Source organism: Streptomyces sp. NBC_00872, assembly GCF_045161915.1.
Lineage (GTDB): Bacteria > Actinomycetota > Actinomycetes > Streptomycetales > Streptomycetaceae > Streptomyces.
On record NZ_CP108806.1, the window covers coordinates 6,774,195 to 6,796,509 of the forward strand.

The following is a 22,315-nucleotide window of genomic DNA, read 5'->3' on the forward strand; positions in this document are numbered from 1 at the left end:
CTCGGTCAGGTGTCGCAGTCCAGGACCGTACGGCAGAGTCCGCACCGCGCCCGCACCCGGCCGCGGACCGGTACCCGGATGCGCTGGAGGCAGGTCGGACAGGGGAACGAGACGCGCAGTCCGTCCTGCTGCCGTTCGAAGGCGTACGGCGCGGAGGGGTCCCCCGGCGGGTCCGCGGCCGGCCCGCCCGGACGGCCGCCGCCCGTGTGTCCGCCACCGGGCTGGTCGCCGCCCGGGTGGTCGAGCGCGTAACGGCGGTCCTTGGCGTAGCGGTGCCGGCCCGTCCAGCCGGCGGTCGTCAGCGGTGGCTGCTGCTCGTCGCGCAGCGCCTGCGCCCTGCCCTTCGTATACGACGTGTACCCCTGCGGACTGGTGAACCAGATCCGGGGATCCTCGTCGAAGACCATCGCCCGCTTGGCGAGCACATAGCCGAACTCCTCGGGCGTGAGATAGCCGAGCTTCTGGCTGGAGTCACGGTCCTCGCGATAGGCGTCGAGCAGCAGCCAGCCCGCGCCCAGATAGGTCGTCGCGGTGTCGGTGAGGATCTCGTTGTCCCGGGTGCCGGGGAAGCTCAGCCCGAGCCGGTGCAGCAGGACATGGGTGATCTCATGGGCGAGGGCGGCGCCGATGTCACGGCGGTGGGTCCGGAAGCGGTTGTTGAGCTCGATGAAGTACTCCGGGCCCGCGGCCAGCTCGACGCTCGCCGCCTGGTCCATCTCGCGGAAGCTCACGATCATGCGCGCGTCGGGCAGCCGGAGCTGCTGGACCAGGGCGTGCGCGACCCGCTGGGTGCCGAGATGGAGATCGTCCAGATCGGAGAAGGCGACATCGGCCGGGGCGACGCTGGGGGCGTACGAGCGGATGCCCTCGGGCGAGAGCCGCTGGTAGAGCGCGGTGATCGCCGCGCGGGCCGTGTCGAGATGCGGATACCCGTGCACGACCTCGCCGCCGTTCGTCACGTACGTAACCCCCTGCGAGGACGGTCGACAGCCCTCTGGGAGGAACGTCAACCCGGTCAACCGGAATCCACTCTACGGGGCGGTCGCGACGATCCATGGAAGCGGACCGGCGAAGGGCGCGTGCGGATGGCGCACGGGCAGAGGTCGGGCGGAGCACGGACGGAGCACGGGCGGCGGACATACGGCAGACGTACGGCATACGGACGCCGGGCGGGCCGGAGAATCCGGCACAAAGCCCCCTGTACGTCCCCTCGCTGTCCGATGATCGGACACCGACTGGCATATGCGCCCTCGGCGTGGCCGAAAACAGGTTCTTGTGGCGTGGCTGAACTCCTCCCCATAATCCGGATCACGCTTTCTTGTCGGGCCCATGTCAGGCCAGCGCAACGCGCGTTGACCCGGCACCGGCCCGACGGCGGGCCCCACGTAGAGCCATCGAGCACCACGCCCACAACAGCCCCCCACGAAAGGCAGCCCGATGAAGCTTCTGACTGTTCTCAAGAGATCTGCCGCCGCCGGCGCCGTCGTCCTCGCCGCGTTCAGCCTCAACCCGTCCACGGCGTCCGCCGCGCCCGCGCCGGTCGCCAAGACCCAGGCCGTCGCGCCGGTCGCGCCGCCCGTCGTCGGCGGCACCCGCGCCGCGCAGGGCGAATTCCCCTTCATGGTCCGGCTCTCGATGGGCTGTGGTGGCGCGCTGTACTCGCCCACCGTCGTCCTGACCGCCGCCCACTGTGTGAGCGGATCCGGCAACAACACCAGCATCACCGCCACCGCCGGTGTCGTGGACCTCAACAGCACCAGCGCCATCAAGGTCCGCTCCACCAAGGTGCTCCGCGCTCCCGGCTACAACGGCGCCGGCAAGGACTGGGCGCTGATCAAGCTCGCGCAGCCCATCAACCTGCCGACCCTGAAGATCGCCACCACCACGCAGTACAACACCGGCACCTTCACCGTCGCCGGCTGGGGCGCGGCGACCGAGGGCGGCGCCCAGCAGCGCTACCTGCTCAAGGCGTCCGTCCCGTTCGTCTCCGACGCGAGCTGCAACTCGTCGTACGGCGGCGACATCATAGCCAGCGAGGAGATCTGCGCCGGCTACGCGCAGGGCGGCACGGACACCTGCCAGGGCGACTCCGGCGGCCCGATGTTCCGCAAGGACAGCGCCGGAGCCTTCATCCAGGTCGGCATCGTGAGCTGGGGCAACGGCTGCGCCCGGCCCAACTACCCGGGTGTCTACACCGAGGTCTCGACCTTCGCCTCCGCCATCGCCTCGGCCGCGTCGACTCTCTGACGTGAACCACGCGCCGGCTCTCTGACGTGAACCGAGCGGGTCACCGAGCCGGCAGAGCGGCGAGAAGGGGCGGGTACGGGGTGCGCTCACACACCCCGTACCCGCCCCTCCTCCGTGGCGCGCGGCCCCGGCGGCGGAGCGGCGGGATCCCGCATCCTGATCACCGGCAGGCCCGCACGCCCCGGCCCGTCTAAGCTGCCGGACCATGACCACGAGCGACCCCGGCACCGACGGGCCCGGCACCGAAGACCCCGGCACGGAGGATTCCGGTACCGGGGATTCCGGTGTCGAGAACCCCGTACGCGCCGAACTGAACCGCCTGCGCGAGAGCATCGACAACATCGACGCCGCCGTCGTCCATATGCTCGCCGAACGCTTCAAATGCACCCAGCAGGTCGGCCTCCTCAAGGCCGAACACCATCTCCCGCCGGCCGACCCGGCCCGTGAGGCACGCCAGATCACCCGGCTCCGCCAGCTCGCGGAGAGCGCCCGGCTCGACCCGGCCTTCGCCGAGAAGCTCCTCACCTTCATCATCGCCGAGGTGATCCGCCATCACGAGACGATCGCGGGCGAGACACGGGACAGCGGCGCCGAGGCCGCCGAGCACGCGTAGGTCCTGTCCGCCGGACAGGACCCGGCCCCGGCCACGCTCGGCTCACACACCGCTCCGGCCACGCCCGGCTCCGGTCGCGGACAGCTCCGGAGCGCCCATGGCCAAGAGGGCGCGCGGCGCGTGCGCTGAGAGCGGAAAGATCCCTACTGTGCGGCCCGCGCCCCATCGGGCAGCATGTCCCCCATGTCCGTACTGACGCGCGACGAAGCGCAGACCCGAGCCCAGTTCATCGATGTCCACCGGTACACGATCGCCCTCGATCTGACCACCGGCGAGGACACCTTCGACTCCCGTACCGTCATCCAGTTCACCACACGGGCCGTCGGAGACACCTTCGTCGAACTCAAGCCCGCCGCGCTGCGCTCCGTCACCCTCGACGGACGGACACTCGACCCCGCCGGTCTCAGCGGCAACCGGCTCGCGCTCACCGGACTCGACGCGGGGGAGCACGAGCTGCGTGTCGAGGCCGACATGCGGTACTCCCGCACCGGTGAGGGCATGCACCGCTTCACCGACCCCACCGACGGCGAGACATACGTCTACACCCAGCTCTTCATGGAAGACGTCCAGCGCGTCTTCGCCGCCTTCGACCAGCCCGACCTCAAGGCCGTCTTCGAGCTGAGCGTCACCGCGCCCGACGGCTGGACCGTCCTCGGCAACGGGATCGCCGAGCCCACCGACGAGCCCCGGCGGACCGGCGGCCGGCACTGGACCATCGCCCCCACCCCCCTCATCTCCACCTATCTCGTCGCCGTCGCCGCGGGCCCCTGGCACTCCGTACGCACCGAACACGCCGGACTGCCCTTCGGCATCCACTGCCGGCGCTCCCTCGCCCCCCATCTCAACGCCGACGCCGACGAGATCCTCGGCATCACCCGCGCCTGCTACGACCGCTACCACGAGAAGTTCCAGGAGCCGTACCCCTTCGACTCCTACGACCAGGCCTTCGTCCCCGAGTTCAACGCGGGCGCCATGGAGAACCCCGGCCTCGTCACCTTCCGCGACGACTTCGTCTACCGCTCCGCCGTCACCGACACCGAGCGGCAGACCCGCGCCATGGTCATCTCCCACGAGATGGCCCATATGTGGTTCGGCGACCTCGTCACCCTCACCTGGTGGGACGACATCTGGCTCAACGAGTCCTTCGCCGAGTACATGGGCTACCAGACCCTCACCGAGGCCACCCGCTTCACCGACACCTGGGTCGAGTTCGGCATCGTACGGAAGGCCTGGGGGTACGACGCCGACCAGCGCCCCTCCACCCACCCCGTCGCCCCCGACCCGGCCGCCGTCCCCGACACCGCGTCCGCGATGCTCAACTTCGACGGCATCTCCTACGCCAAGGGCGCCTCCGCACTGCGCCAGCTCGTCGCCTGGCTCGGCGAGAAGGACTTCCTCGCCGGCATCAACATCCACTTCGCCCGGCACAAGTTCGCCAACGCCACCCTCGCCGACTTCATCGACTCGCTCGCCCAGGCCACCGACCGCGACGTACACGCCTGGGCCGCCCAGTGGCTGGGCACCACCGGTGTCGACACCCTCACCCCCGTCGTCGGCGGCACCGACACCGGCTGGACCCTCGATGTCGTACGGGACGGCAGCCGGCCCCACCGCATCGCCGTCGGCACCTACGACCTCGATGTCGCCGACCCCGCCCGGCTCGTCGCACGTGACCTCGTCGAACTCGACCTGCCCCTGACCGAGGCACCCGCCGCCCGCCCAGGACGCCGCCCCGCCCTCGTCCTCCTCAACGACGGCGACCTCACCTACGCCAAGGTCCGCCTCGACAGTGCCTCCTGGGACACCGCCCTGCGCGCACTCTCCGGGATCCCCGACCCCCTCACCCGCGCCGTCATCTGGAACGCCGCCCGTGACATGGTCCGCGACGGCGAACTCGCCCCCACCGCCTACCTCGACGCCGCCCGCGCCCACCTCCCGCACGAGACCGACCTCGCCCTCGTCCAAGGCGTCCTCACCTTCGCCGCCGACCAGATCACCAACCGCTACCTCGGCGCCGACGACCGCCCCGCGGCACTCGCCACCCTCACCGCGATCTGCCGCGACCTCATCCGCCGCACCGAGGACGGCAACCACCCCGGGCTGCGCCTCATCGCCGTACGCCACCGCATCGACGCCGCCACCCAGCCCGACACCATCCAGGACTGGCTCGGCTCCGACAGCGTCCCCGGCGGACCCGAACTCGACCCCGAACTGCGCTGGCGCATCCTCACCCGGCTCGCCGTCCTCGGCGCCATCGACACCGGCACCATCGACGCCGAACTCGGCCGCGACCCCAGCGCCACCGGCCAGGAAGGCGCCGCGCGCTGCCGCGCGGCCCTGCCCGACCCCGCCGCCAAGGCCGAGGCCTGGACCCGGCTCTTCGGCTCCGACGACCTCTCCAACTATCTGTTCACGGCCACTGCCAAGGGCTTCTGGCAGCCCGAACAGGCCGAACTCGTCCAGGAGTACGTCCCCCGCTTCTACCCCGAGGCCGTCGCCCTCGCCGCGCGCCGCGGCCCCGCCATCGCCGAGGCCGCCGGGCGCTACGCCTTCCCCGTCCACGCCATCGACGAGGAGACACTCCGCCTCGGCCAGGAGTGCCTGGACGGTACGGACATGATCCCGGCCCTGCGCCGCAAACTCGCCGACCAGCTCGACGACCTGCGCCGCGCACTGAAGGTCCGCGGCGCCTGACGGTCCGCGCCCGCGCCGGCCGGTCGTCCGCACCGTCCGGTCGCCCGCACCGGCCGGTCGCCCGCCTCAGCCGGTCGGCCGCGCCGCCAGGTCGCACGCGCCGTCCGGCCGGCCGCACGCGCCGCACGCGCCCGCTTGTCCGCCCCGGGATCCGCCGTACCGCTCTCACGCGGGCGGCCGGATCCCGGGGCGGAGCGTTTTCAGCCGTCCTTCACCGACGGCGATACCCCCCGCGGAACCGGCTCGTTGTGCTTCACGGACACCGTCACCGACCCCGGACACCCGGGTGCCCGACCCGTGGAAGGCAGCCCCGCCGATGACCGCGTACCCCACCCGCCTCGACCACCCCCACGACCTCGTGGGTATCGGCATCGGGCCGTTCAACCTCTCCCTCGCCGCACTCGCCGACGGTGTGCACGGAGGCCTCGGCACCGCCTTCTACGACCGGAGCCCCGCCTTCCGTTGGCACCCCGGACTGCTCATCGAGGACGCCACCCTGCAAGTGCCCTTCCTCGCCGATCTGGTCACCCTCGCCGACCCCACCAGCCGCTGGACCTTCCTCAACTACCTCAAGGCCCGCGACCGGCTCTTCCCCTTCTACGTCGCCGAGCGCTTCCACATCCTGCGCGCCGAATACGACGCGTACTGCCGCTGGGTCAGCGGCCAGCTCCCCGGACTCCGCTTCGGCCACCAGGTCGACGCCGTCCGCTGGAACCCCGAACGCGCCCTCTTCGAGATCGACTTCACCCAGACCGGCCGCGAGGGCGAAGCCGAAGCGCTCGGCCGCGCCCACGCCCGCAACATCGCCGTCGGCATCGGCAGCGAGCCGTACATCCCCGAACCGCTCAGGCCCCTCGCCGAAGCCCCCACGGTCCCCGTCATCCACTCCGCCGACTATCTCGACCACCGCGACCGGCTGCTCGCCGCCGGGCACATCACCGTCATCGGATCAGGACAGTCCGGCGCGGAGATCTTCCTCGACCTGCTGCGCTGCCGCCCCACCGGGCTGGAACGGATCCACTGGCTGGGCCGTACGGAGGCCTTCGCGCCCATGGAGTACTCCAAGCTCGGCCTGGAACACTTCACCCCCGACTACACCCGCTACTTCCACGCCCTGCCCGAGCACGTACGCGACGAACTCGTCCCCCGGCAGTGGCAGCTCCACAAAGGCATCGACGCCGACACCATCGCCGCCATCCACGACGAGCTGTACCGGCGCACCCTCCACGGCGGCTGGCCCGACGCCGTCCTCACCCCCGGAGTCTGCGTCCGAACCGCCGGACGCGTCGGCACCACCAAGGTCGAACTCCATCTGGAACACGCCCAGCAGGGCGCCAGAAGCCGGATCACCACCGACGCCGTCGTCCTCGCCACCGGCTACCGCGAACGCCCCCTCGACGGGCTCCTCGCCGGACTCGACCCGTATCTGCGCAGGGACGGCTCGGAACGCCTCCGTGTCGACGAGCACCACCGCATCGCGCTCGCCCCCGCCGTCACCGGCTCCGTCTACGTACAGAACGCCGAACGGCACTCCCATGGAGTCGGCGCACCCGACCTCGGGCTCGCCGCCTGGCGCAGCGCCACGATCCTCAACCACCTCACCGGCACCGAGCCCTACCCGCTGCCCCGGCGCACCGCGTTCACCAGCTTCGGACTCGACGGCCGGGACCGGACCCGCCCGGTGCCCGCACCGAGGGGTCTGGTCCCGCTCACCGAAGTCCGCTGACACGCGCGCCCGCCGACACGGGCCCGAGGACACGGGGGCCGCCGACACGGGGCCCGAGGGCACCGACACGCGGGCCCGCCGACACGGGGGAGGCCCGCGCCGGTCCGTGCGGCTCGTACAGGTCAGAAGACCGGCGTACCGTCCCGCGTCAGCTTCCAGTCCACCGAGGCGAACTGGGCCGGATCCACCGTGCCCGCCGCCTGCACCCAGCTGATGATCGTGTTACGGATCTCGTCCGAGTTCGACCAGAGCTGCTGAGCCGTCGCCACATGCGGGAAGTTGCCGCCACCGCTCGCCCGGTAGTTGTTCACCGCGAAGACGAACTTCGCCGCCGGGTCCAGCGCGGCGCCCTCGAACCGCAGGTCCACGATCCGCGAGCCCACCGGCTTCGCGATGTCGATGTCGTACGTCAGACCCGACACCGCGTCATAGTTGTAGTCCGGGGTGCCCTGGGCGTTCGTCAGCCTCGAGGTGTCCACGGGACCGCCCGCCGGCGTCTGCACGTAGTACCTCGCCGAGAACTCCAGATAGTCCTTGATCTGCGCGCCCGTCAGCAGCCGCGCCTCCATCGTGTTCTCGAACGGGTACAGACCCGCCGCGTCCTTGATGGTCACCTGGCCCGCCGGGATCGCCGCCGTACGCGAGAAGCACGACGCCTGCGACAGCACCGGCAGCGCCGCCCACTCGGTGCCCGCCAGAGCCGCCTTCACCGTCTCCGCCTGGACATGGTTGATCAGATCGATGATCGGCTCGTCCTTCCACGGCGCGTCGACCGTGGTGATCGTCGCCGTCGACGTACCGATGACCTGATTGACGTACTCGACGGCCTTGCGGTGCTCGTCGATGAGCAGGTCGGCGATCTTCGGGTCCTCCTCCACGGCATTGGAGTTCAGGACCTTCGCGGAGACGCTCTCGACCCTCCAGGAGCCCCGCTCCTCCACCAGCTCGAAGTCGAACGTCGTCAGCCGCATACCCCAGCGGGACGGCTCCGACAGCACGACCTCCTTGCCGGTCTCCTTGTTGACCACCCGGCGCTCCGCGATCTCCGAGTGCGCGTGGCCCACCAGGATCGCGTCGATTCCCGGCACCTGCTCGGCCACCAGCGTGGCCGCGTTCTCCACATACGGCACCTGGTCGCCGTAGGAGGACGTACCGCTCGTACCCGAGTGCGCCGACACGATGACCACATCCGCGCCCATGGACCGCAGCTTCGGCACCCACTTCGCCGCCTGCTCCTCCAGGCCCGAGAACGTCATCTGCCCCTGGACGTTCGCCTTGTCCCAGATCGCGATACCCGGGTTCGTCAGACCGAGGATCGCCACCCGCACATCCGCGGCGTGCGTCACACGCAGCTTCTTGATCACATAAGGGGGGAACGCCGGCTGGAGCGTCTTCGCGTCCAGCGCGTTCGCGCCCAGCAGCGGGAAGTCGCACTGCTTCTCGAACTTCCGCAGCAGCGGAATGCCGTAGTTGAACTCGTGGTTGCCCAGCGCCGCCGCGTCGTACTCCATCGCGTTCATGGCCTGCGCCATCGGGTGGACCGGACCCCGCTTGGCGGTGATCGGGTCGACCTTCGCGTAGTAGTACGAGAGCTGGGTGCCCTGAATGGTGTCACCCGCGTCGATCAGCAGCGTGTTCCGATGGCCCTTCGCCTCACGGATCTGGTTGACCAGCGTGGAGATCTTCGCGAGACCGATGTCGTTGTGTGCGGTGTCGTCGTACTCCTTGTCCGTGAAGTAGTCCCAGTTGAAGACGTTGCCGTGCAGGTCCGTCGTCCCCATCACGGTGAACGAGTACCGCTCCGGATCCCGGTCGCGGCTGTCGGCCGCGGCCGGCACCGTCGCCCCTCCCGCCAGGGCCATACCCGCACCGGCGGCAGCGGTGCTGCCCAGGAACGTCCTTCGGTTCAGCGGCATTTCGTTCTCTTCTCCGTCGAAGCAGTCAACAACGCGCGTAGATTCTGGCTCACGTGCACCGGAGCGCAACACCCCCGCAAGGTTTCGATCAGATGACTGCCGACTGTCGTACCCGAGTGCGAGAGTGGGCTACGGGGCGGCCCGCCGCTCCTGCCGTAGCCCACGCCGTATCCGCCGTACCCGCCGTACCGCCGCACGAGGGAGCGAGCCGCAGATGATCACCGACGCACCGACCCCCGCACCGCCCTACGGCACCCCGGACACCCCGCGCGTCGCCGTCCGCGGCGAGGCACGCCTCGAAGTCGACCCCGAGATCGCCAGGATCGGCGTCACCATCGGCGCCCGCGGCACCGACCGGCGCACCGCGCTCGACGACCTCACCCGGCGCAACGCCGAAGCACTCACCCTCATCAAGTCCTACGGCGAGGCCGTCGAAAAGCTGGAGACCGGCGCCTTCTCCATCAGCCCCGAACTCACCAAGCACGGCCGGGGCGAACGCATCCGCGCCTACCACGGCCGGGTCCATCTCACCGTCGAACTCACCGACTTCACCGCCCTCGGTGAACTCACCACCCGCCTCGCCGATCTCGAACTCACCCAGGTCGGCGGCCCCTGGTGGGCCCTGCGCCCCGACTCGCCGGCCCACGGCGAGGCCCGCCGCCAGGCCGTACGGGAAGCCGTCCAGCGCGCCCGCGAATACGCCGAGGCGCTCGGCGCCCGGCTCGCCGCCCTCGTCGAACTGGCCGACCTCGGCGCGGAGGCCCCCGTCGCCTACGGGATGGCCCCCGCGGGCGCCCTGCGCAGCCGGTCCTTCGGCGCCACCGATTCGGCCGAAGCCGCGCCCGCGCTCGATCTCGAACCGCAACGCCAGACCGTCTACGCCCAGGTGAACGCGCGCTTCACGATGACACCGCCCGACCTCGGCGCCTGAATACCCGAATAGGCGTCCATGCTCATCGGAGCGGGCCCCCGCACAATTCAACACTTGTCAACAGCCCTTAACGCAAAGGTTGTTGAGTGGTCATGCACGGCCAATTCGCTACCCGCCGGTAAGCCCTACGCTCGATATATGCGCCGAGCGAAAATCGTCTGTACCCTGGGGCCCGCCACCGACTCATACGACCAGATCAAAGCACTGGTAGAGGCCGGAATGGACGTCGCCCGCCTCAACCTCAGCCACGGCACCTACGCCGACCACGAGGAGCGCTACCACCGGGTGAGGAAAGCCGCCGAGGAAACCGGCCGCAGCGTCGGAATCCTCGCCGACCTTCAAGGCCCGAAGATCCGGCTCGGCCGCTTTCGCGAAGGACCCGTACTCCTTGAACGCGGCGACGAATTCACCATCACCGTCGAACCCGTCGAAGGCGACCGGCATCTCTGCGCCACCACCTACGAAGGACTCGCCACCGACGTCACCACCGGCGAACGCATCCTCGTCGACGACGGCAAGGTCACCCTCGAAGTCACCTCCGTCGACGGACCCCGCGTCCACACCCTCGTCGTCGAGGGAGGCATGGTCTCCGACCACAAGGGACTCAACCTCCCCGGTGTCGCCGTCTCCGTCCCCGCGCTCTCCGAGAAGGACATCGACGACCTCCGCTGGGCCGTGCGCACCGGCGCCGACGTCATCGCGCTCTCCTTCGTACGCACCGGCGCCGACATCAACGACGTCCACCGCGTCATGGACGAGGAAGGCCGCCGGCTCCCCGTCGTCGCCAAGATCGAGAAGCCCCAGGCCGTCGAGAACATCGACGGCATCGTCGCCGCCTTCGACGGCATCATGGTCGCCCGCGGCGACCTCGGTGTCGAAATGCCCCTCGAACAGGTCCCGATCGTGCAGAAGCGCGCCATCAAGCTCGCCAAGCGCAACGCCAAGCCCGTCATCGTCGCCACCCAGATGCTCGACTCGATGATCGAGAACTCCCGGCCCACCCGCGCCGAGGCCTCCGACGTCGCCAACGCCGTCATCGACGGCAGCGACGCCGTGATGCTCTCCGGCGAGACCAGCGTCGGCAAATACCCCGTCGAGACCGTCAGGACGATGGGCCGGATCGTGGAGGCGGCCGAGGAGGACATCCTCGCCAAGGGCCTCCCGGCGATCACCGAAAGCAGCAAGCCCCGCACACAGGGCGGCGCGGTCGCCCGCGCGGCGGCCGAGATGGGTGACTTCCTCGGCGCGAAGTTCCTCGTCGCCTTCACCCAGTCCGGCGACACCGTCCGCCGCCTCTCCCGCTACCGCTCACCGATCCCCCTGCTGGCCTTCACCCCCGACCCCGCCACCCGCGCGCAGCTCAACCTCACCTGGGGCGTCGAGGCCTTCCTCGGCCCGCAGGTCGACTCCACGGACGCGATGGTCGCCCAGGTCGACGAGGAACTCCTCAGGATCGGCCGCTGCGCGAAGGGCGACACGGTGGTGATCACGGCCGGCTCCCCGCCCGGAATCACCGGCTCGACGAACCTGGTACGGGTCCACCACATCGGCGAGGACGACAGCCCGAAGTAGCCGGCGCACCCTGAGCGATCAGAGGTGGCTCTGTGTACGAAAAAGTGGATGTTCACGCGAACGTGAACATCCACTCCTGTTCGGTACCGGGTGCGGGACTCGAACCCGCAAGCCCTCACGGGCAGAGGTGTTTGAGACCTCCGTGTATACCGTTCCACCAACCCGGCGCGACGCTGCACGAAGTCTACCGGGTCACCGGACCGCGGCGCTGCTAGGTAGGCTCTCAAGGGAGCAGCATCCTGTCTGAACGAGGAGCCCCCGTGACCGCCCCCGAGTCGCCCCAGCCCGTCGACGATGACGACAAGTCGCACGTTCCGCCACTGACGACGCGTGTCGTCATCGCCGAGGACGAGGCTCTGATCCGTCTCGATCTCAAAGAGATGCTCGAAGAAGAGGGCTACGCGGTCGTCGGTGAGGCCGGGGACGGTGAGCGGGCCGTGGAGCTGGCTCGGGAGCACCGGCCGGATCTGGTGATCCTGGATGTGAAGATGCCGGTGCTGGACGGGATCTCGGCGGCGGAGAAGATCGCCGAGGAGTCCATCGCGCCGGTGCTGATGCTGACCGCGTTCTCGCAGCGGGATCTGGTGGAGCGGGCCCGGGACGCCGGGGCGATGGCGTATCTGGTGAAGCCGTTCAGCAAGAGTGATGTGGTGCCGGCGATCGAGATGGCGGTGTCGCGGTTCACGGAGCTGCGGACGCTGGAGCGTGAGGTCGCGGATCTGACGCAGCGGCTGGAGACGCGGAAGCTGGTGGACCGGGCGAAGTCGATTCTTCAGACGCAGTACGGGCTGACGGAGCCGGCGGCGTTCCGGTGGATCCAGAAGACGTCGATGGACCGGCGGCTGTCGATGCAGCAGGTCGCCGAGGCGGTTATCGAGGACGCGAAGGAGAAGAAGGCGTCCAAGGGGGAGTAGCCCGTACGCGTGTACGGCAGGAGGCCCGTCCCGAGTCGATCGGGGCGGGCCTCCTGCCGTGCTGCCTTGTGTACGGGCCGTGCGGCGCGCGGCGCGTGCGCGCCGTACCGCTCGGGTCGTCAGTCCTCGCCGAGGTAGGCCTTGCGTACGGATTCGTCGTGCAGGAGGTTCTGTCCGGTGCCGGAGAGGACGATCTTGCCGACTTCCATGACATGGCCCTGGTCGGCGAGTGAGAGCGCCGCCTGCGCGTTCTGCTCGACGAGCAGGATGGTGGTGCCCTGGGACTTCAGTTCGCTGATGGTGGCCATGATCTTCTGCATCATGATCGGTGAGAGCCCCATGGAGGGTTCGTCGAGCATGAGCAGTTTGGGCTGGGACATGAGGGCGCGGCCCATGGCGAGCATCTGCTGTTCGCCGCCGGAGAGCGTGCCGGCCGCCTGCTTCCTCCGTTCCCCGAGGATGGGGAAGAGGTCGTAGGCGCGCTGGACGTCTCTGGCGATGCCGTCGCCGTCCTTCCGCAGGAACGCGCCGAGGAGCAGATTGTCCTCGATGGTCATGCGGGGGAAGATGTGCCGGCCTTCGGGGGAGTGCGCGAGACCGAGGGCGACGATGTCGTGTGCCTGGGTCTTCTTGAGCGATTTGCCGTTGAACTTGATCTGGCCGCCGAGCGGTCTGATCAGTCCGGAGAGTGTGCGCAGGGTGGTGGTCTTGCCGGCGCCGTTGGTGCCGATGAGGGTGACGATCTCGCCGGCCTCGACGCTGAACGAGATGCCTTTGACGGCCTCGATCTTGCCGTAGGCGACGCGCAGGTCCTCGACCTCGAGCAGTGCGGTCATCGGTCGTTCTCCTTGCCTGCGGCCCCGGCGGGTCCCGCGGACCCGGTTTCGGCGGCTTCCACTTCGGCCGCCTCCTCGGCGCCCGGCGCGCCTTCGAAGGGTTCGCCGAGGTAGGCGGCGATGACGCGTTCGTCCTGCTGGACGGTCTGGCTGTCGCCTTCGATGAGTTTCTCGCCCTGGACGAGGACGGCGACCCGGTCGCAGAGGTTGAAGATGAAGCGCATGTCGTGCTCGATGACGAGTACGGCGATGCCCATGTCCCGGATGGCGAAGACGAGTTCCTCGGTGGCCCGGGTCTCCTGCGGGTTCATTCCGGCGGTGGGCTCGTCGAGGAGCAGCAGTCCCGGTTCGCTGGCGAGGGCGCGGGCGATTTCGAGCTTGCGCTGTTCGCCGTAGGGGAGGTTGCGCGAGAGGTGCTCGGCCTTGTCGGCGAGGCCGATGAATTCGAGGAGTTCCATCGCGCGGGCGCGGGAGGCCGCTTCGGCGCGGTGGAAGCCGGGGCCGCGGACGAGGGCGGACCAGAGTCCTTCCTTGGTGCGGGTGTGCCGGCCGACGAGCACGTTTTCGAGAACGGTCATATTGCCGAAGAGGCGGATGTTCTGGAAGGTGCGGGCGATGCCGGCGGCTGTGACCTTGAAGGATTTGGCGGGCAGGACGGTGCCCTTGTAGCGGACTTCGCCCTCGGTGGGGATGTAGAGCCCGGTGAGGCAGTTGAAGAAGGTGGTCTTGCCGGCGCCGTTGGGGCCGATGAGTCCGACGATCTCGCCGCTGCCGACGGTGAGGTCGACGGAGCGTACGGCGGTGAGGCCGCCGAAGCGCATGGTGACGCCTCGGGCGTCGAGGACGGTCTCGCCGGGCGCGGCGGCCGGGGCGGTGTCCCTGGTGGTGGTGTCGGTGGTCATGGATCAGGCCCCTGTCTTGCTGAGGACTGTGGGCGCTTCCGCGGTCTCGTGGAATTCCAGCTGGCGGCGCCGGTTGGGGATGAGCCCTTCGGGGCGGAAGCGCATGAGGAGGATGAGCGCGAGTCCGAAGGCGAAGAGCTGGTAGTCGCCGAGGAACTGGAGTTTGTTGGGGATGAGGTAGAGCAGGGCGGCTCCGACGAGGGGGCCGCTCATGGTGCCCATGCCGCCGAGGACGACGGCCGCGAGGAGGAACGCGGAGTTGGGCGGTACGGGCCAGGCGAAGAGGTACTGCTCGGGTGTCACGGTGTAGGTGACGTGTGCCTGTACGGTGCCGGCGAGTCCGGCGAGGGAGGCTCCGAGGGCGAAGGCGATGAGCTTGACGCGGAAGCCGTTGATGCCCATGGCGAGCGCGGCGGTCTCGTCCTCGCGGATGGCGACCCAGGCGCGGCCGATACGGGAGTCGCCGCTGCGCCGGAAGACGAGGACGACGACGGCCGTGATGAGCAGCATGAGGAAGAAGTAGTTGGCGAATCGCCCGATGGTGATGCCGCCGATGGCGTGTTCGGCTCCGAGGTCGAACCCGAGGATGTTGAGGTTCGGGATCGAGGAGATGCCGTTGGAGCCGTTGGTGATGTCGGGTCCGGAGGTGCCGTCGGTGTTGTTGACGGTGATGCGGAAGATCTCTCCGAAGCCGAGGGTGACGATGGCGAGGTAGTCGCCGCGGAGGCGGAGGGTGGGTGCGCCGATGAGGACGCCGAAGACGAGGGACGCTCCGGCGCCGACGAGGATGGCGGCCCAGAAGGGGAAGTGCACTCCGAGCGGCGAGGTGGGCGAGCCGGAGACGAGGGCCGCGGCGTAGGCGCCGACGCCGAGGAAGGCGACGTAGCCGAGGTCGAGGAGTCCGGCGAGACCGACGACGATGTTGAGGCCGAGGGCGACGGTGGCGAAGATCAGGATGTAGACGCCGATGGTCGCGAACTGGTCGTTGGTCTGGGTGAACGGGAAGCACGCGGCGGCGATGAAGGCGCCGGCGATGGTGATGTTCTGGTGGCGGCCGGTGATCTCGGAGGCCCGGCTGATGAGCCCGGCCTTGGTGAGCGCGGCGAATCCGAGGCCCGCGGTGATCATGAAGCCGATGAACAGTTCGTCGTACTCGGTGCCGATGCCGTAGGTGAAGACACCGAGGCCGAGCGCGAGGATGGCCGTGATGATCAGGATCTCGGCATAGCTCGGCAGGGCGCGCGAGGCGCTGACGGTCCCGGTGGTGAAGGCGGCCTTGAAGACGGTCCAGCGGTTGCCCGCGTTGTGCTTGAACTGGTCCCAGCCGGTGTCCTCGGGGTCGGCGGGGTCGGTCGCGGGGCGCTCGAAGGGGAGCCCGAGGGCGCCGAGGAGCGCGAGCAGGGTGGCCACGCCGGTGACGTATCCGCCGGGTTCGAGGTTGGCGAGCCCGCCGAGTTTCACGGTGATGGCGATCAGCGTGTACCAGGCGGTGGCGAAGGCGGCGAGTGCGGCGAGTTTGATGGCCGCGTCGGCGCCGGCGGGGGCGAGCCAGCGGGTGCCCTTGACGCCGTAGGAGGCCAGCGCGAAGAGGACGGTGAGCACTCCGGCGATGAGGACCTGCCACTGGAGGCCGCCGGGGTAGCCGTAGACGGTGAGGTCTCCGGGGAATTCGGAGGTCCAGGTCCAGGCCAGGAAGGCGCTGATGACCGTCAGGACGCCACCGCCGGCCGCGAGTGCCCGAGCGGTGGCGGCGGGCAGCGGGACGAGTCCGCCGCGTGGCGGTTCGGCCGGGGCGAGCGGGGTGTCCGGCGAGTCCGGGGAGTCCGCGAGGGGGGTCTGTGTGGTCATGGTTCTCACGCCCTGTCCGCGACGCGCTCGCCGAGGAGGCCTTGTGGCCTGACGAGGAGTACGACGATGAGGAGTACGAAAGCCCAGACGTCGGCCCAGGACTGGCCGCCGAGCTGCTGCATACCGGGGATGTCCGCGATGTATGCGGTGGCCATGGTTTCCGCGATGCCGAGGACGAGTCCGCCGAGCATGGCGCCGTAGATGTTGCCGATGCCGCCGAGGACCGCGGCGGTGAAGGCCTTGAGTCCGAGGAGGAAGCCCATCTTGTATTCGACGACGCCGTACTTGAGGCCGTAGGCGACGGCGCCGACGGCGGCGAAGGCCGCGCCGAGGGCGAAGGCGACCACGATGATGCGGTCGGTGTTGACACCCATCAGTTTGGCGGTGTCACGGTCCTGCGCGGTGGCCTGCATTCCTCGTCCGGTGCGCGTGCGCATCACGAAGAACGCGAGGATCGCCATGCAGATGGGGGCGGCGGCGATGAGGAAGATGTCACCGGTCTGGATGGTGACGGAGCCGATGTGGAAGGGGCCGCCGGGGATCTGCGGGAAGGTGCGGGCGGACTTCGCTTCGGGGTACCAGGCCCAGACGGCCTGCTGGAGCGCCAGGGAGAGGCCGATCGCGGTGATCAGCGGAGCGAGTCTGGGGGCGCCGCGCAGGGGGCGGTAGGCGAAACGTTCCGCGCCGATGGCGATGGTGGTGGCGACGATGACGGCTCCGACGATCATGAGCGGCAGGGCCAGCCACATGGTGGTGCCGGTGGGCAGGATGAGCCAGACCGTGAGGGCGCCGAAGCCGCCGGTCATGAAGATCTCGCCGTGGGCGAAGTTGATGAGCTGGACGATGCCATAGACCATCGTGTAGCCGATGGCGACGAGCCCGTACATGGAGCCCAATAGCACGCCGTTGACCAGCTGTTGCGGCAGTTCGTGCACCGCGGGTCCTCCGATTTTCTTCGGATGTGGCACCGCGCGGGGCGCATTGTGTGGCGCCCCGCGCGGCAGTGGGAGTTACGGAGTCAGCGGCTGATCAGCCGAAGGTGCCGGATTCGACGGGCTTGTGGGCTCCGCCTTCGACGGAGTAGACCGTGAGCTGCTTGTTGGTGGTGTCACCGAACTCGTCGAAGGAGACCTTCCCGGAGACGCCGTCGAAGGAGACGGTCTGCACGGCGTCGACGACCTTGGCGCGGGCGTCCTCGGGGAGCTTGCCGTCGTTGGCCTCGACGACCTTCTTCACGCCCTCGATGATCGCCCAGGCGGAGTCGTAGGAGTAGCCGCCGTACGCCTCGTAGGCCTCCTTGAAGCCGGCCTTCTCGTAGTTGGCGATGAACTCCTTGGCCGAGTCGAGCGTCTCGATGGGCGCGCCGACGGAGGTGGCGATGTCGCCTTCGGAGGCGGCGCCGGCGAGCTTGATGTACTCGGCGCTGTAGAGCGCGTCACCACCGGCGACGGGGATCTTGGCGCCGGAGTCCTTGATCTGCTTGCTCAGCGGACCGCCGGCGGGGTACTCACCGCCGTAGTAGACGATGTCGGCGCCGGAGTTCTTGACCTTGGTGACGACGGCGCTGAAGTCCTTGGTGTCGGGGTTGACGTGGTCGGTGCCGACCACCTTGCCGCCGAGCTTCTCGAACTCTTCGGTGAAGGTGCCGGCGAGACCGGCGCCGTAGGTCTTCTTGTCGTCGATGATGAAGGCCTTGGTCTTCTTGGCCTTGTTGTAGATGTACTGGGCGGCGAAGGGGCCCTGGATGGCGTCCGTGGTGGCCGTACGGAAGTACGACTTGTAGGTCCGCTGCTTGGTGCCACCGTTCCACTCCGGGCCCTGGGTGAGGGCCGGGTTGGTGTTGGCCGGCGAGACCTCGACCAGCTTGGCGTCGTCGAAGACCTTCTGCATCGACTCGGCGACCGACGAGTTGAGCGGGCCGACGACGCCGAGGACCTCGGGGTCGGAGACGAACTTGGTGGCGTTCTGCTGGCCGGAGGACGGCTGCGCCTGGTCGTCGAGGGCCTCGAACTTGAAGGTGACGCCCGGGACGTACTTCTTCGCGTTGGCCTGCTGGACGGCGAGGTCGACGGAGTTCTTGATGCCGAGGCCCAGCGCGGAGAGGTCGCCGGTCAGCGGGGCGTCGATCCCGATGACGACGGTCGTGTTGCCACCCTCGGTGGTACCGCCCTTGCTCTCGTCGCGCGAGCCACAGGCGGTCAGCGCGAGTGTCCCCACCGTGAGCGCGGCCGTCATGGCCATGAGCGAACGTTGACGCACGATTCAGTCCTTTCACCTGGCACGGCCGCCCCCCCTGGGACGCACCGAGTCGAGCGCGGGAACCGAACTGAAGGTAATCCGGTGGCGCGGTGACTGGCCGTGACTCTAAGCGCGCCGGTCGAAATGGTGCAGAGGTCCAGGCCATGCTGTGACTCTCTTGTTATGACGGGAGAGATTCGAAGATCGGATGGACGGGGTGGAAAGGGCGCTTTAATACCGTTCGGCAGTCCGGATGGTGAGAATCAGCAGGACGGCGCGGAGCCGCCCCGGCGAGGGGGCCTGGCCGGGGCGGGGCCGCCGGAGGGCGGCGGCGGGATCCTCGGGGTGGCCGGATCCGAGTGTGGGGCTCGGCTGTTGTATTGCGTGTTTATTACCGAGTGTTACGTCCAGGAAAGGGAATCCGGCATTCCGCAGGACTTTTCCGCAATCCCGGATATGTGCCGTAACAATCGTTTTCTGCTCGGACCAGGCTCTTAGCGGTGATGGGTGGCCGGGTGCGGCGACGGCGCGGCCCGCTTCGGCGGGGCTCGGCCCCCGAGGTGCGGAGCCGCTGTGAAGCTTGGGGGAGAGGTATTACGGAAGGTGACGAGGCGGGGGGTCCGCGGCGGGTGCGGGATGCCCGATGCCCGGATCGGGGGTCCGCGGCGTCCGGTTCTCCGGCCGCCGCGCCCGGTTCCCGGAGGGGGTCTGCCCGCTTCGGCCCCGCGCCGCTCGGTCGCTCGCCCCGTCGCTCGCCGCCGGGTCCCGGCGCCGGGGTCAGGACCGCGGGGTGGCGTCGCGCAGCAGGCAGGTCAGACGGGCCGAGCAGACCCGCCTGCCCTGCTCGTCCGTGATGACGATCTCGTAGGACGTGGTGGTGCGCCCGAGGTGGACGGCGGTCGCGACACCCGTGACGGTCCCGCCGCGGACACCGCGGTGGTGGGTGCAGTTGAGGTCCACACCCACGGCGATCTTGGAGCTGCGGCCGTGCAGCATCGCGCCGACGGAGCCGAGGGTCTCGGCGAGCACGGCCGACGCGCCGCCGTGCAGCAGCCCGTACGGCTGGGTGTTGCCCTCGACGGGCATGGTGCCGACGACGCGTTCGGCGGACGCCTCGACGATCTCCACCCCCATCCGGCTGCCGAGATGCCCGGCGGAGAAGAGCGCGGGCAGATCGACGCCGAGCGCGGAGTACTCGTCGATGATGTCCTGCGGCAGCTTCGCGGTGGACTGCTCACCCATGGGCCCGGCTCCGATCGGATCGTCTGCGGTCGTTCGGCGTGTGCGCTGTGCACGGTCCTGCTTACCAGATGACTGAGCGAACGCTTAGGGCGGGCATCACAGCAGCACGCGGGGACGGACGCGGACGCGGGCCCGGGGACGGATGGTGCGGCTGTACGGAACGGGCGGCCGGCGCGGGCCCTCGGCGCCGGCCGCCCCGCCGTACTCAGTCCGTCCGCTCGAAGTCCGTCACCTCGAACCGTACGACCACGGACTTGCTCGCCGGGGTGTTGCTCGTATCGGCCGTGGCGCCCAGCGGGACCAGCACATTGGTCTCCGGGTAGTAGGCGGCGGCGCAGCCGCGCGCGGTCGGGTAGTGCACCACCCGGAAGCCGGGCGCGCGCCGGTCCACGCCGTCCTTCCACTCGCTGACCAGATCGGTGAACGAGCCGTCCTCAAGACCGAGTGCCGCCGCGTCCTCCGGGTTGACCAGTACGATCCTGCGGCCTCCCTTGATGCCGCGGTAGCGGTCGTCGAGGCCGTAGATGGTGGTGTTGTACTGGTCGTGCGAGCGCAGTGTCTGGAGCAGCAGCCGGCCTTCGGGGAGCTTCGGGTACTCCACGGGCGCCGCGGTGAAGTTGGCCTTGCCGGTGGCGGTGGGGAAGCGGCGCTCGTCGCGCGGGGCGTGGGGCAGCGCGAAGCCGCCGGGACGGGCCACCCGCTCGTTGAAGTCCTCGAAACCGGGGATCACGCGGGCTATCCGGTCGCGTATGTTCCCGTAGTCCTTCTCGAAGTCCTCCCACGGAGTGATGGACCCGGGACCGAGGGCGGCGCGCGCCATCCGCGCGACGATGGCGGGCTCGGAGAGCAGATGGGGACTCGCGGGCGGGAGGTTGCCCCGGGAGGCGTGCACCATGCCCATGGAGTCCTCGACGGTCACGATCTGCCGGACGCCCGCCTGGACGTCCTTGTCGGTACGCCCCAGGGTCGGCAGGATCAGCGCGCGGGCGCCGGTGACCGCGTGCGAGCGGTTGAGCTTGGTCGACACATGGACGGTGAGCCGTGCGCGCCGTATCGCGGCTTCGGTGACATCGGTGTCGGGGGTCGCGGCGACGAAGTTGCCGCCCATCGCGAAGAACACCTTGGCCTTTCCGTCGCGCAGCGCCTCTATGGACCGTACGACGTCGTAGCCGTGGTGGCGTGGCGAGGTGATGGCGAACTCGCGGTCCAGGGCGTCGAGGAAGCTGTCGTCCGGCCGCTCGAAGATGCCCATCGTGCGGTCGCCCTGCACATTGGAGTGGCCGCGCACCGGGCAGACGCCCGCGCCAGAGCGGCCGATGTTGCCGCGCAGCAGCAGGAAGTTGACGACCTCGCGGATGGTCGGCACGGAGTGCTTGTGCTGGGTCAGGCCCATCGCCCAGCAGACGATGGTGCGCCGCGAGGCGAGGACGAGGGCGAGTGCCTCCTCGATCTCGGCGCGCTCCAGACCGGTGGCGGTCAGCGTCTCGTCCCAGTCGGCGGCGTCGGCGGCGGCCGTGAACTCCTCGTACCCGTGGGTGTGTTCACGGACGAAGGCTTCGTCGACCGCGCCGGGCGTCCGGAGGATCAGCTTGTTCAGCAGCCGGAAGAGGGCCTGGTCGCCGCCGATCCTTATCTGGAGGAAGAGATCGGTGAGCGCGGCGCCCTTGACCATGCCCAGGGGGGTCTGCGGGTTCTTGAACCGCTCCAGGCCGGCCTCGGGCAGCGGATTGACGGAGATTATCCTCGCGCCCGCCGATTTGGCCTTCTCCAGCGCGGAGAGCATCCGGGGGTGGTTGGTGCCCGGGTTCTGGCCGGCCACGATGATCAGATCGGCCTGGTGCAGATCCTCCAGGGAGACGCTGCCCTTGCCGATGCCTATGGTCTCGACGAGCGCCGAGCCGGAGGACTCGTGGCACATGTTGGAGCAGTCCGGCAGATTGTTCGTACCGAACTCGCGGGCGAAGAGCTGGAGCAGGAACGCGGCCTCGTTGCTGGTGCGGCCCGAGGTGTAGAAGAGCGCCTCGTCGGGGGAGCCGAGAGCGGTCAGCTCCTCGGCGATGACCGCGAAGGCCTGTTCCCAGCTCACCGGTCTGTAGTGCTCGGGATCCTCGGCGGTGTCCAGCAGCATCGGCTGGGTGATACGGCCCTGCTGTCCCAGCCAGTAGCCGCTGCGGCCGGCGAGGTCGGACAGGGGGTGCGCGGAGAAGAACTCGGGGGTGACCCGGCGCACCGTGGCCTCCTCCGCGACCGCCTTGGCGCCGTTCTCGCAGAACTCCGCGGTGTGCCGGTGGTCCCCCTCGGGCCAGGCGCAGCCGGGGCAGTCGAAGCCGTTCTTCTGGTTGACCTTGAGAAGCGTCCGTGCGGTCCTTCGCACACCCATCTGCTGGTGGGAGATGAGGAGTGAATGCGCTACGGCGGGGATTCCCGCCGCGGCGTGTTTGGGGGCCGTTACCCGCGGTGAGTCCTGTGCTGGATCACCTGCTGGCGGCTTGCTGGCCATCACGCTCTCCTTGAGCCTAAGTGTCGACTGTCTACAGTATTCAATTCTCCCACGCCTCTGTGGCAACGTTACGTCCGGCCGGTGTCGGGATCGTTGCGGGGCGGGGTTGTCCGTACGGCGGGGCGGGTTGTCAGTG

General features: G+C 69.3%; 16 protein-coding genes and 1 tRNA gene. 7 read left to right on the forward strand and 10 right to left on the reverse strand.

Annotated features, from left to right (window positions below):
- Positions 1-5: 5 nt before the first annotated feature.
- Positions 6-959 (reverse strand): hypothetical protein, encoded by a 954-nt coding sequence (locus OG214_RS28955; protein ID WP_363082700.1) that lies wholly within the window; start codon positions 957-959, stop codon positions 6-8.
- A 478-nt stretch (positions 960-1,437) separates the two neighbouring features.
- Here OG214_RS28955 and OG214_RS28960 point away from each other — a divergent pair, with 478 nt between their 5' ends.
- From OG214_RS28960 to OG214_RS28975, 4 genes are all read left to right on the forward strand, one after another.
- Positions 1,438-2,247, forward strand: coding sequence for a serine protease (locus tag OG214_RS28960; protein WP_363082699.1), 810 nt, complete (start codon positions 1,438-1,440; stop codon positions 2,245-2,247).
- Positions 2,248-2,452: 205 nt separating this feature from the next.
- Positions 2,453-2,860, forward strand: coding sequence for a chorismate mutase (locus OG214_RS28965; protein WP_405986390.1), 408 nt, complete (start codon positions 2,453-2,455; stop codon positions 2,858-2,860).
- Between the two features lie 183 nt (positions 2,861-3,043).
- Complete coding sequence (pepN, locus tag OG214_RS28970; RefSeq protein WP_363082697.1) at positions 3,044-5,554, forward strand: aminopeptidase N; 2,511 nt, start codon at positions 3,044-3,046, stop codon at positions 5,552-5,554.
- A gap of 316 nt (positions 5,555-5,870) precedes the next feature.
- Positions 5,871-7,280, forward strand: a complete 1,410-nt coding sequence (locus tag OG214_RS28975) for a lysine N(6)-hydroxylase/L-ornithine N(5)-oxygenase family protein (protein ID WP_405986391.1) — start codon at positions 5,871-5,873, stop codon at positions 7,278-7,280.
- Positions 7,281-7,402: 122 nt separating this feature from the next.
- Here OG214_RS28975 and OG214_RS28980 read toward each other — a convergent pair whose 3' ends face one another.
- Positions 7,403-9,196, reverse strand: coding sequence for a bifunctional metallophosphatase/5'-nucleotidase (locus tag OG214_RS28980; RefSeq protein ID WP_405986392.1), 1,794 nt, complete (start codon positions 9,194-9,196; stop codon positions 7,403-7,405).
- Between the two features lie 214 nt (positions 9,197-9,410).
- Here OG214_RS28980 and OG214_RS28985 point away from each other — a divergent pair, with 214 nt between their 5' ends.
- Both OG214_RS28985 and pyk read left to right on the forward strand, forming a co-directional pair.
- Positions 9,411-10,127, forward strand: coding sequence for an SIMPL domain-containing protein (locus OG214_RS28985; protein ID WP_363082694.1), 717 nt, complete (start codon positions 9,411-9,413; stop codon positions 10,125-10,127).
- Positions 10,128-10,265: 138 nt separating this feature from the next.
- Positions 10,266-11,699, forward strand: a complete 1,434-nt coding sequence (gene pyk / locus OG214_RS28990; protein WP_363082693.1) for a pyruvate kinase — start codon at positions 10,266-10,268, stop codon at positions 11,697-11,699.
- 84 nt (positions 11,700-11,783) lie between these two features.
- Here pyk and OG214_RS28995 read toward each other — a convergent pair.
- A tRNA-Leu gene (locus tag OG214_RS28995) sits at positions 11,784-11,866 on the reverse strand.
- Between the two features lie 93 nt (positions 11,867-11,959).
- On the opposite strand from OG214_RS28995, the gene OG214_RS29000 reads away from it, so the two are divergent.
- Positions 11,960-12,613: an ANTAR domain-containing response regulator gene (locus OG214_RS29000; protein WP_066954595.1), complete on the forward strand. Its 654-nt coding sequence runs from the start codon at positions 11,960-11,962 to the stop codon at positions 12,611-12,613.
- 119 nt (positions 12,614-12,732) lie between these two features.
- On the opposite strand, the gene OG214_RS29005 is transcribed toward OG214_RS29000, so the two are convergent.
- The 7 genes from OG214_RS29005 to OG214_RS29035 form a co-directional block, all read right to left on the reverse strand.
- A complete protein-coding gene (locus OG214_RS29005) occupies positions 12,733-13,449 on the reverse strand; it encodes an ABC transporter ATP-binding protein (protein ID WP_363082692.1) in 717 nt (238 codons plus the stop codon).
- Positions 13,446-14,351: an ABC transporter ATP-binding protein gene (locus OG214_RS29010; RefSeq protein WP_363082691.1), complete on the reverse strand. Its 906-nt coding sequence runs from the start codon at positions 14,349-14,351 to the stop codon at positions 13,446-13,448. The genes OG214_RS29005 and OG214_RS29010 overlap by 4 nt, the downstream gene beginning before the upstream one ends.
- 3 nt (positions 14,352-14,354) lie before the next feature.
- Complete coding sequence (locus OG214_RS29015; RefSeq protein WP_405986393.1) at positions 14,355-16,199, reverse strand: branched-chain amino acid ABC transporter permease; 1,845 nt, start codon at positions 16,197-16,199, stop codon at positions 14,355-14,357.
- 5 nt (positions 16,200-16,204) lie between these two features.
- Complete coding sequence (locus OG214_RS29020; protein WP_363082689.1) at positions 16,205-17,134, reverse strand: branched-chain amino acid ABC transporter permease; 930 nt, start codon at positions 17,132-17,134, stop codon at positions 16,205-16,207.
- A gap of 94 nt (positions 17,135-17,228) precedes the next feature.
- Positions 17,229-18,458, reverse strand: coding sequence for a branched-chain amino acid ABC transporter substrate-binding protein (locus OG214_RS29025; RefSeq protein ID WP_363084485.1), 1,230 nt, complete (start codon positions 18,456-18,458; stop codon positions 17,229-17,231).
- Between the two features lie 756 nt (positions 18,459-19,214).
- A complete protein-coding gene (locus OG214_RS29030; RefSeq protein WP_363084484.1) occupies positions 19,215-19,679 on the reverse strand; it encodes a hotdog fold thioesterase in 465 nt (154 codons plus the stop codon).
- Positions 19,680-19,884: 205 nt separating this feature from the next.
- The gene (locus tag OG214_RS29035) at positions 19,885-22,179 is read right to left on the reverse strand and encodes an FdhF/YdeP family oxidoreductase (protein ID WP_405986394.1); all 2,295 of its coding nucleotides are present in this window, start codon (positions 22,177-22,179) and stop codon (positions 19,885-19,887) included.
- Between the last annotated feature and the right edge of the window lie 136 nt (positions 22,180-22,315).

Bases quoted from the DNA above. Each gene is read 5' to 3' on its own strand.
- OG214_RS28960 (WP_363082699.1), top strand. From the start codon at position 1,438: ATGAAGCTTCTGACTGTTCTCAAGAGATCTGCCGCCGCCGGCGCCGTC.
- OG214_RS28965 (WP_405986390.1), top strand. From the start codon at position 2,453: ATGACCACGAGCGACCCCGGCACCGACGGGCCCGGCACCGAAGACCCC.
- pepN (WP_363082697.1), top strand. From the start codon at position 3,044: ATGTCCGTACTGACGCGCGACGAAGCGCAGACCCGAGCCCAGTTCATC.
- OG214_RS28975 (WP_405986391.1), top strand. From the start codon at position 5,871: ATGACCGCGTACCCCACCCGCCTCGACCACCCCCACGACCTCGTGGGT.
- OG214_RS28980 (WP_405986392.1), bottom strand. From the start codon at position 9,196: ATGCCGCTGAACCGAAGGACGTTCCTGGGCAGCACCGCTGCCGCCGGT.
- OG214_RS28985 (WP_363082694.1), top strand. From the start codon at position 9,411: ATGATCACCGACGCACCGACCCCCGCACCGCCCTACGGCACCCCGGAC.
- pyk (WP_363082693.1), top strand. From the start codon at position 10,266: ATGCGCCGAGCGAAAATCGTCTGTACCCTGGGGCCCGCCACCGACTCA.
- OG214_RS29005 (WP_363082692.1), bottom strand. From the start codon at position 13,449: ATGACCGCACTGCTCGAGGTCGAGGACCTGCGCGTCGCCTACGGCAAG.
- OG214_RS29010 (WP_363082691.1), bottom strand. From the start codon at position 14,351: ATGACCACCGACACCACCACCAGGGACACCGCCCCGGCCGCCGCGCCC.
- OG214_RS29015 (WP_405986393.1), bottom strand. From the start codon at position 16,199: ATGACCACACAGACCCCCCTCGCGGACTCCCCGGACTCGCCGGACACC.
- OG214_RS29030 (WP_363084484.1), bottom strand. From the start codon at position 19,679: ATGGGTGAGCAGTCCACCGCGAAGCTGCCGCAGGACATCATCGACGAG.
- OG214_RS29035 (WP_405986394.1), bottom strand. From the start codon at position 22,179: ATGGCCAGCAAGCCGCCAGCAGGTGATCCAGCACAGGACTCACCGCGG.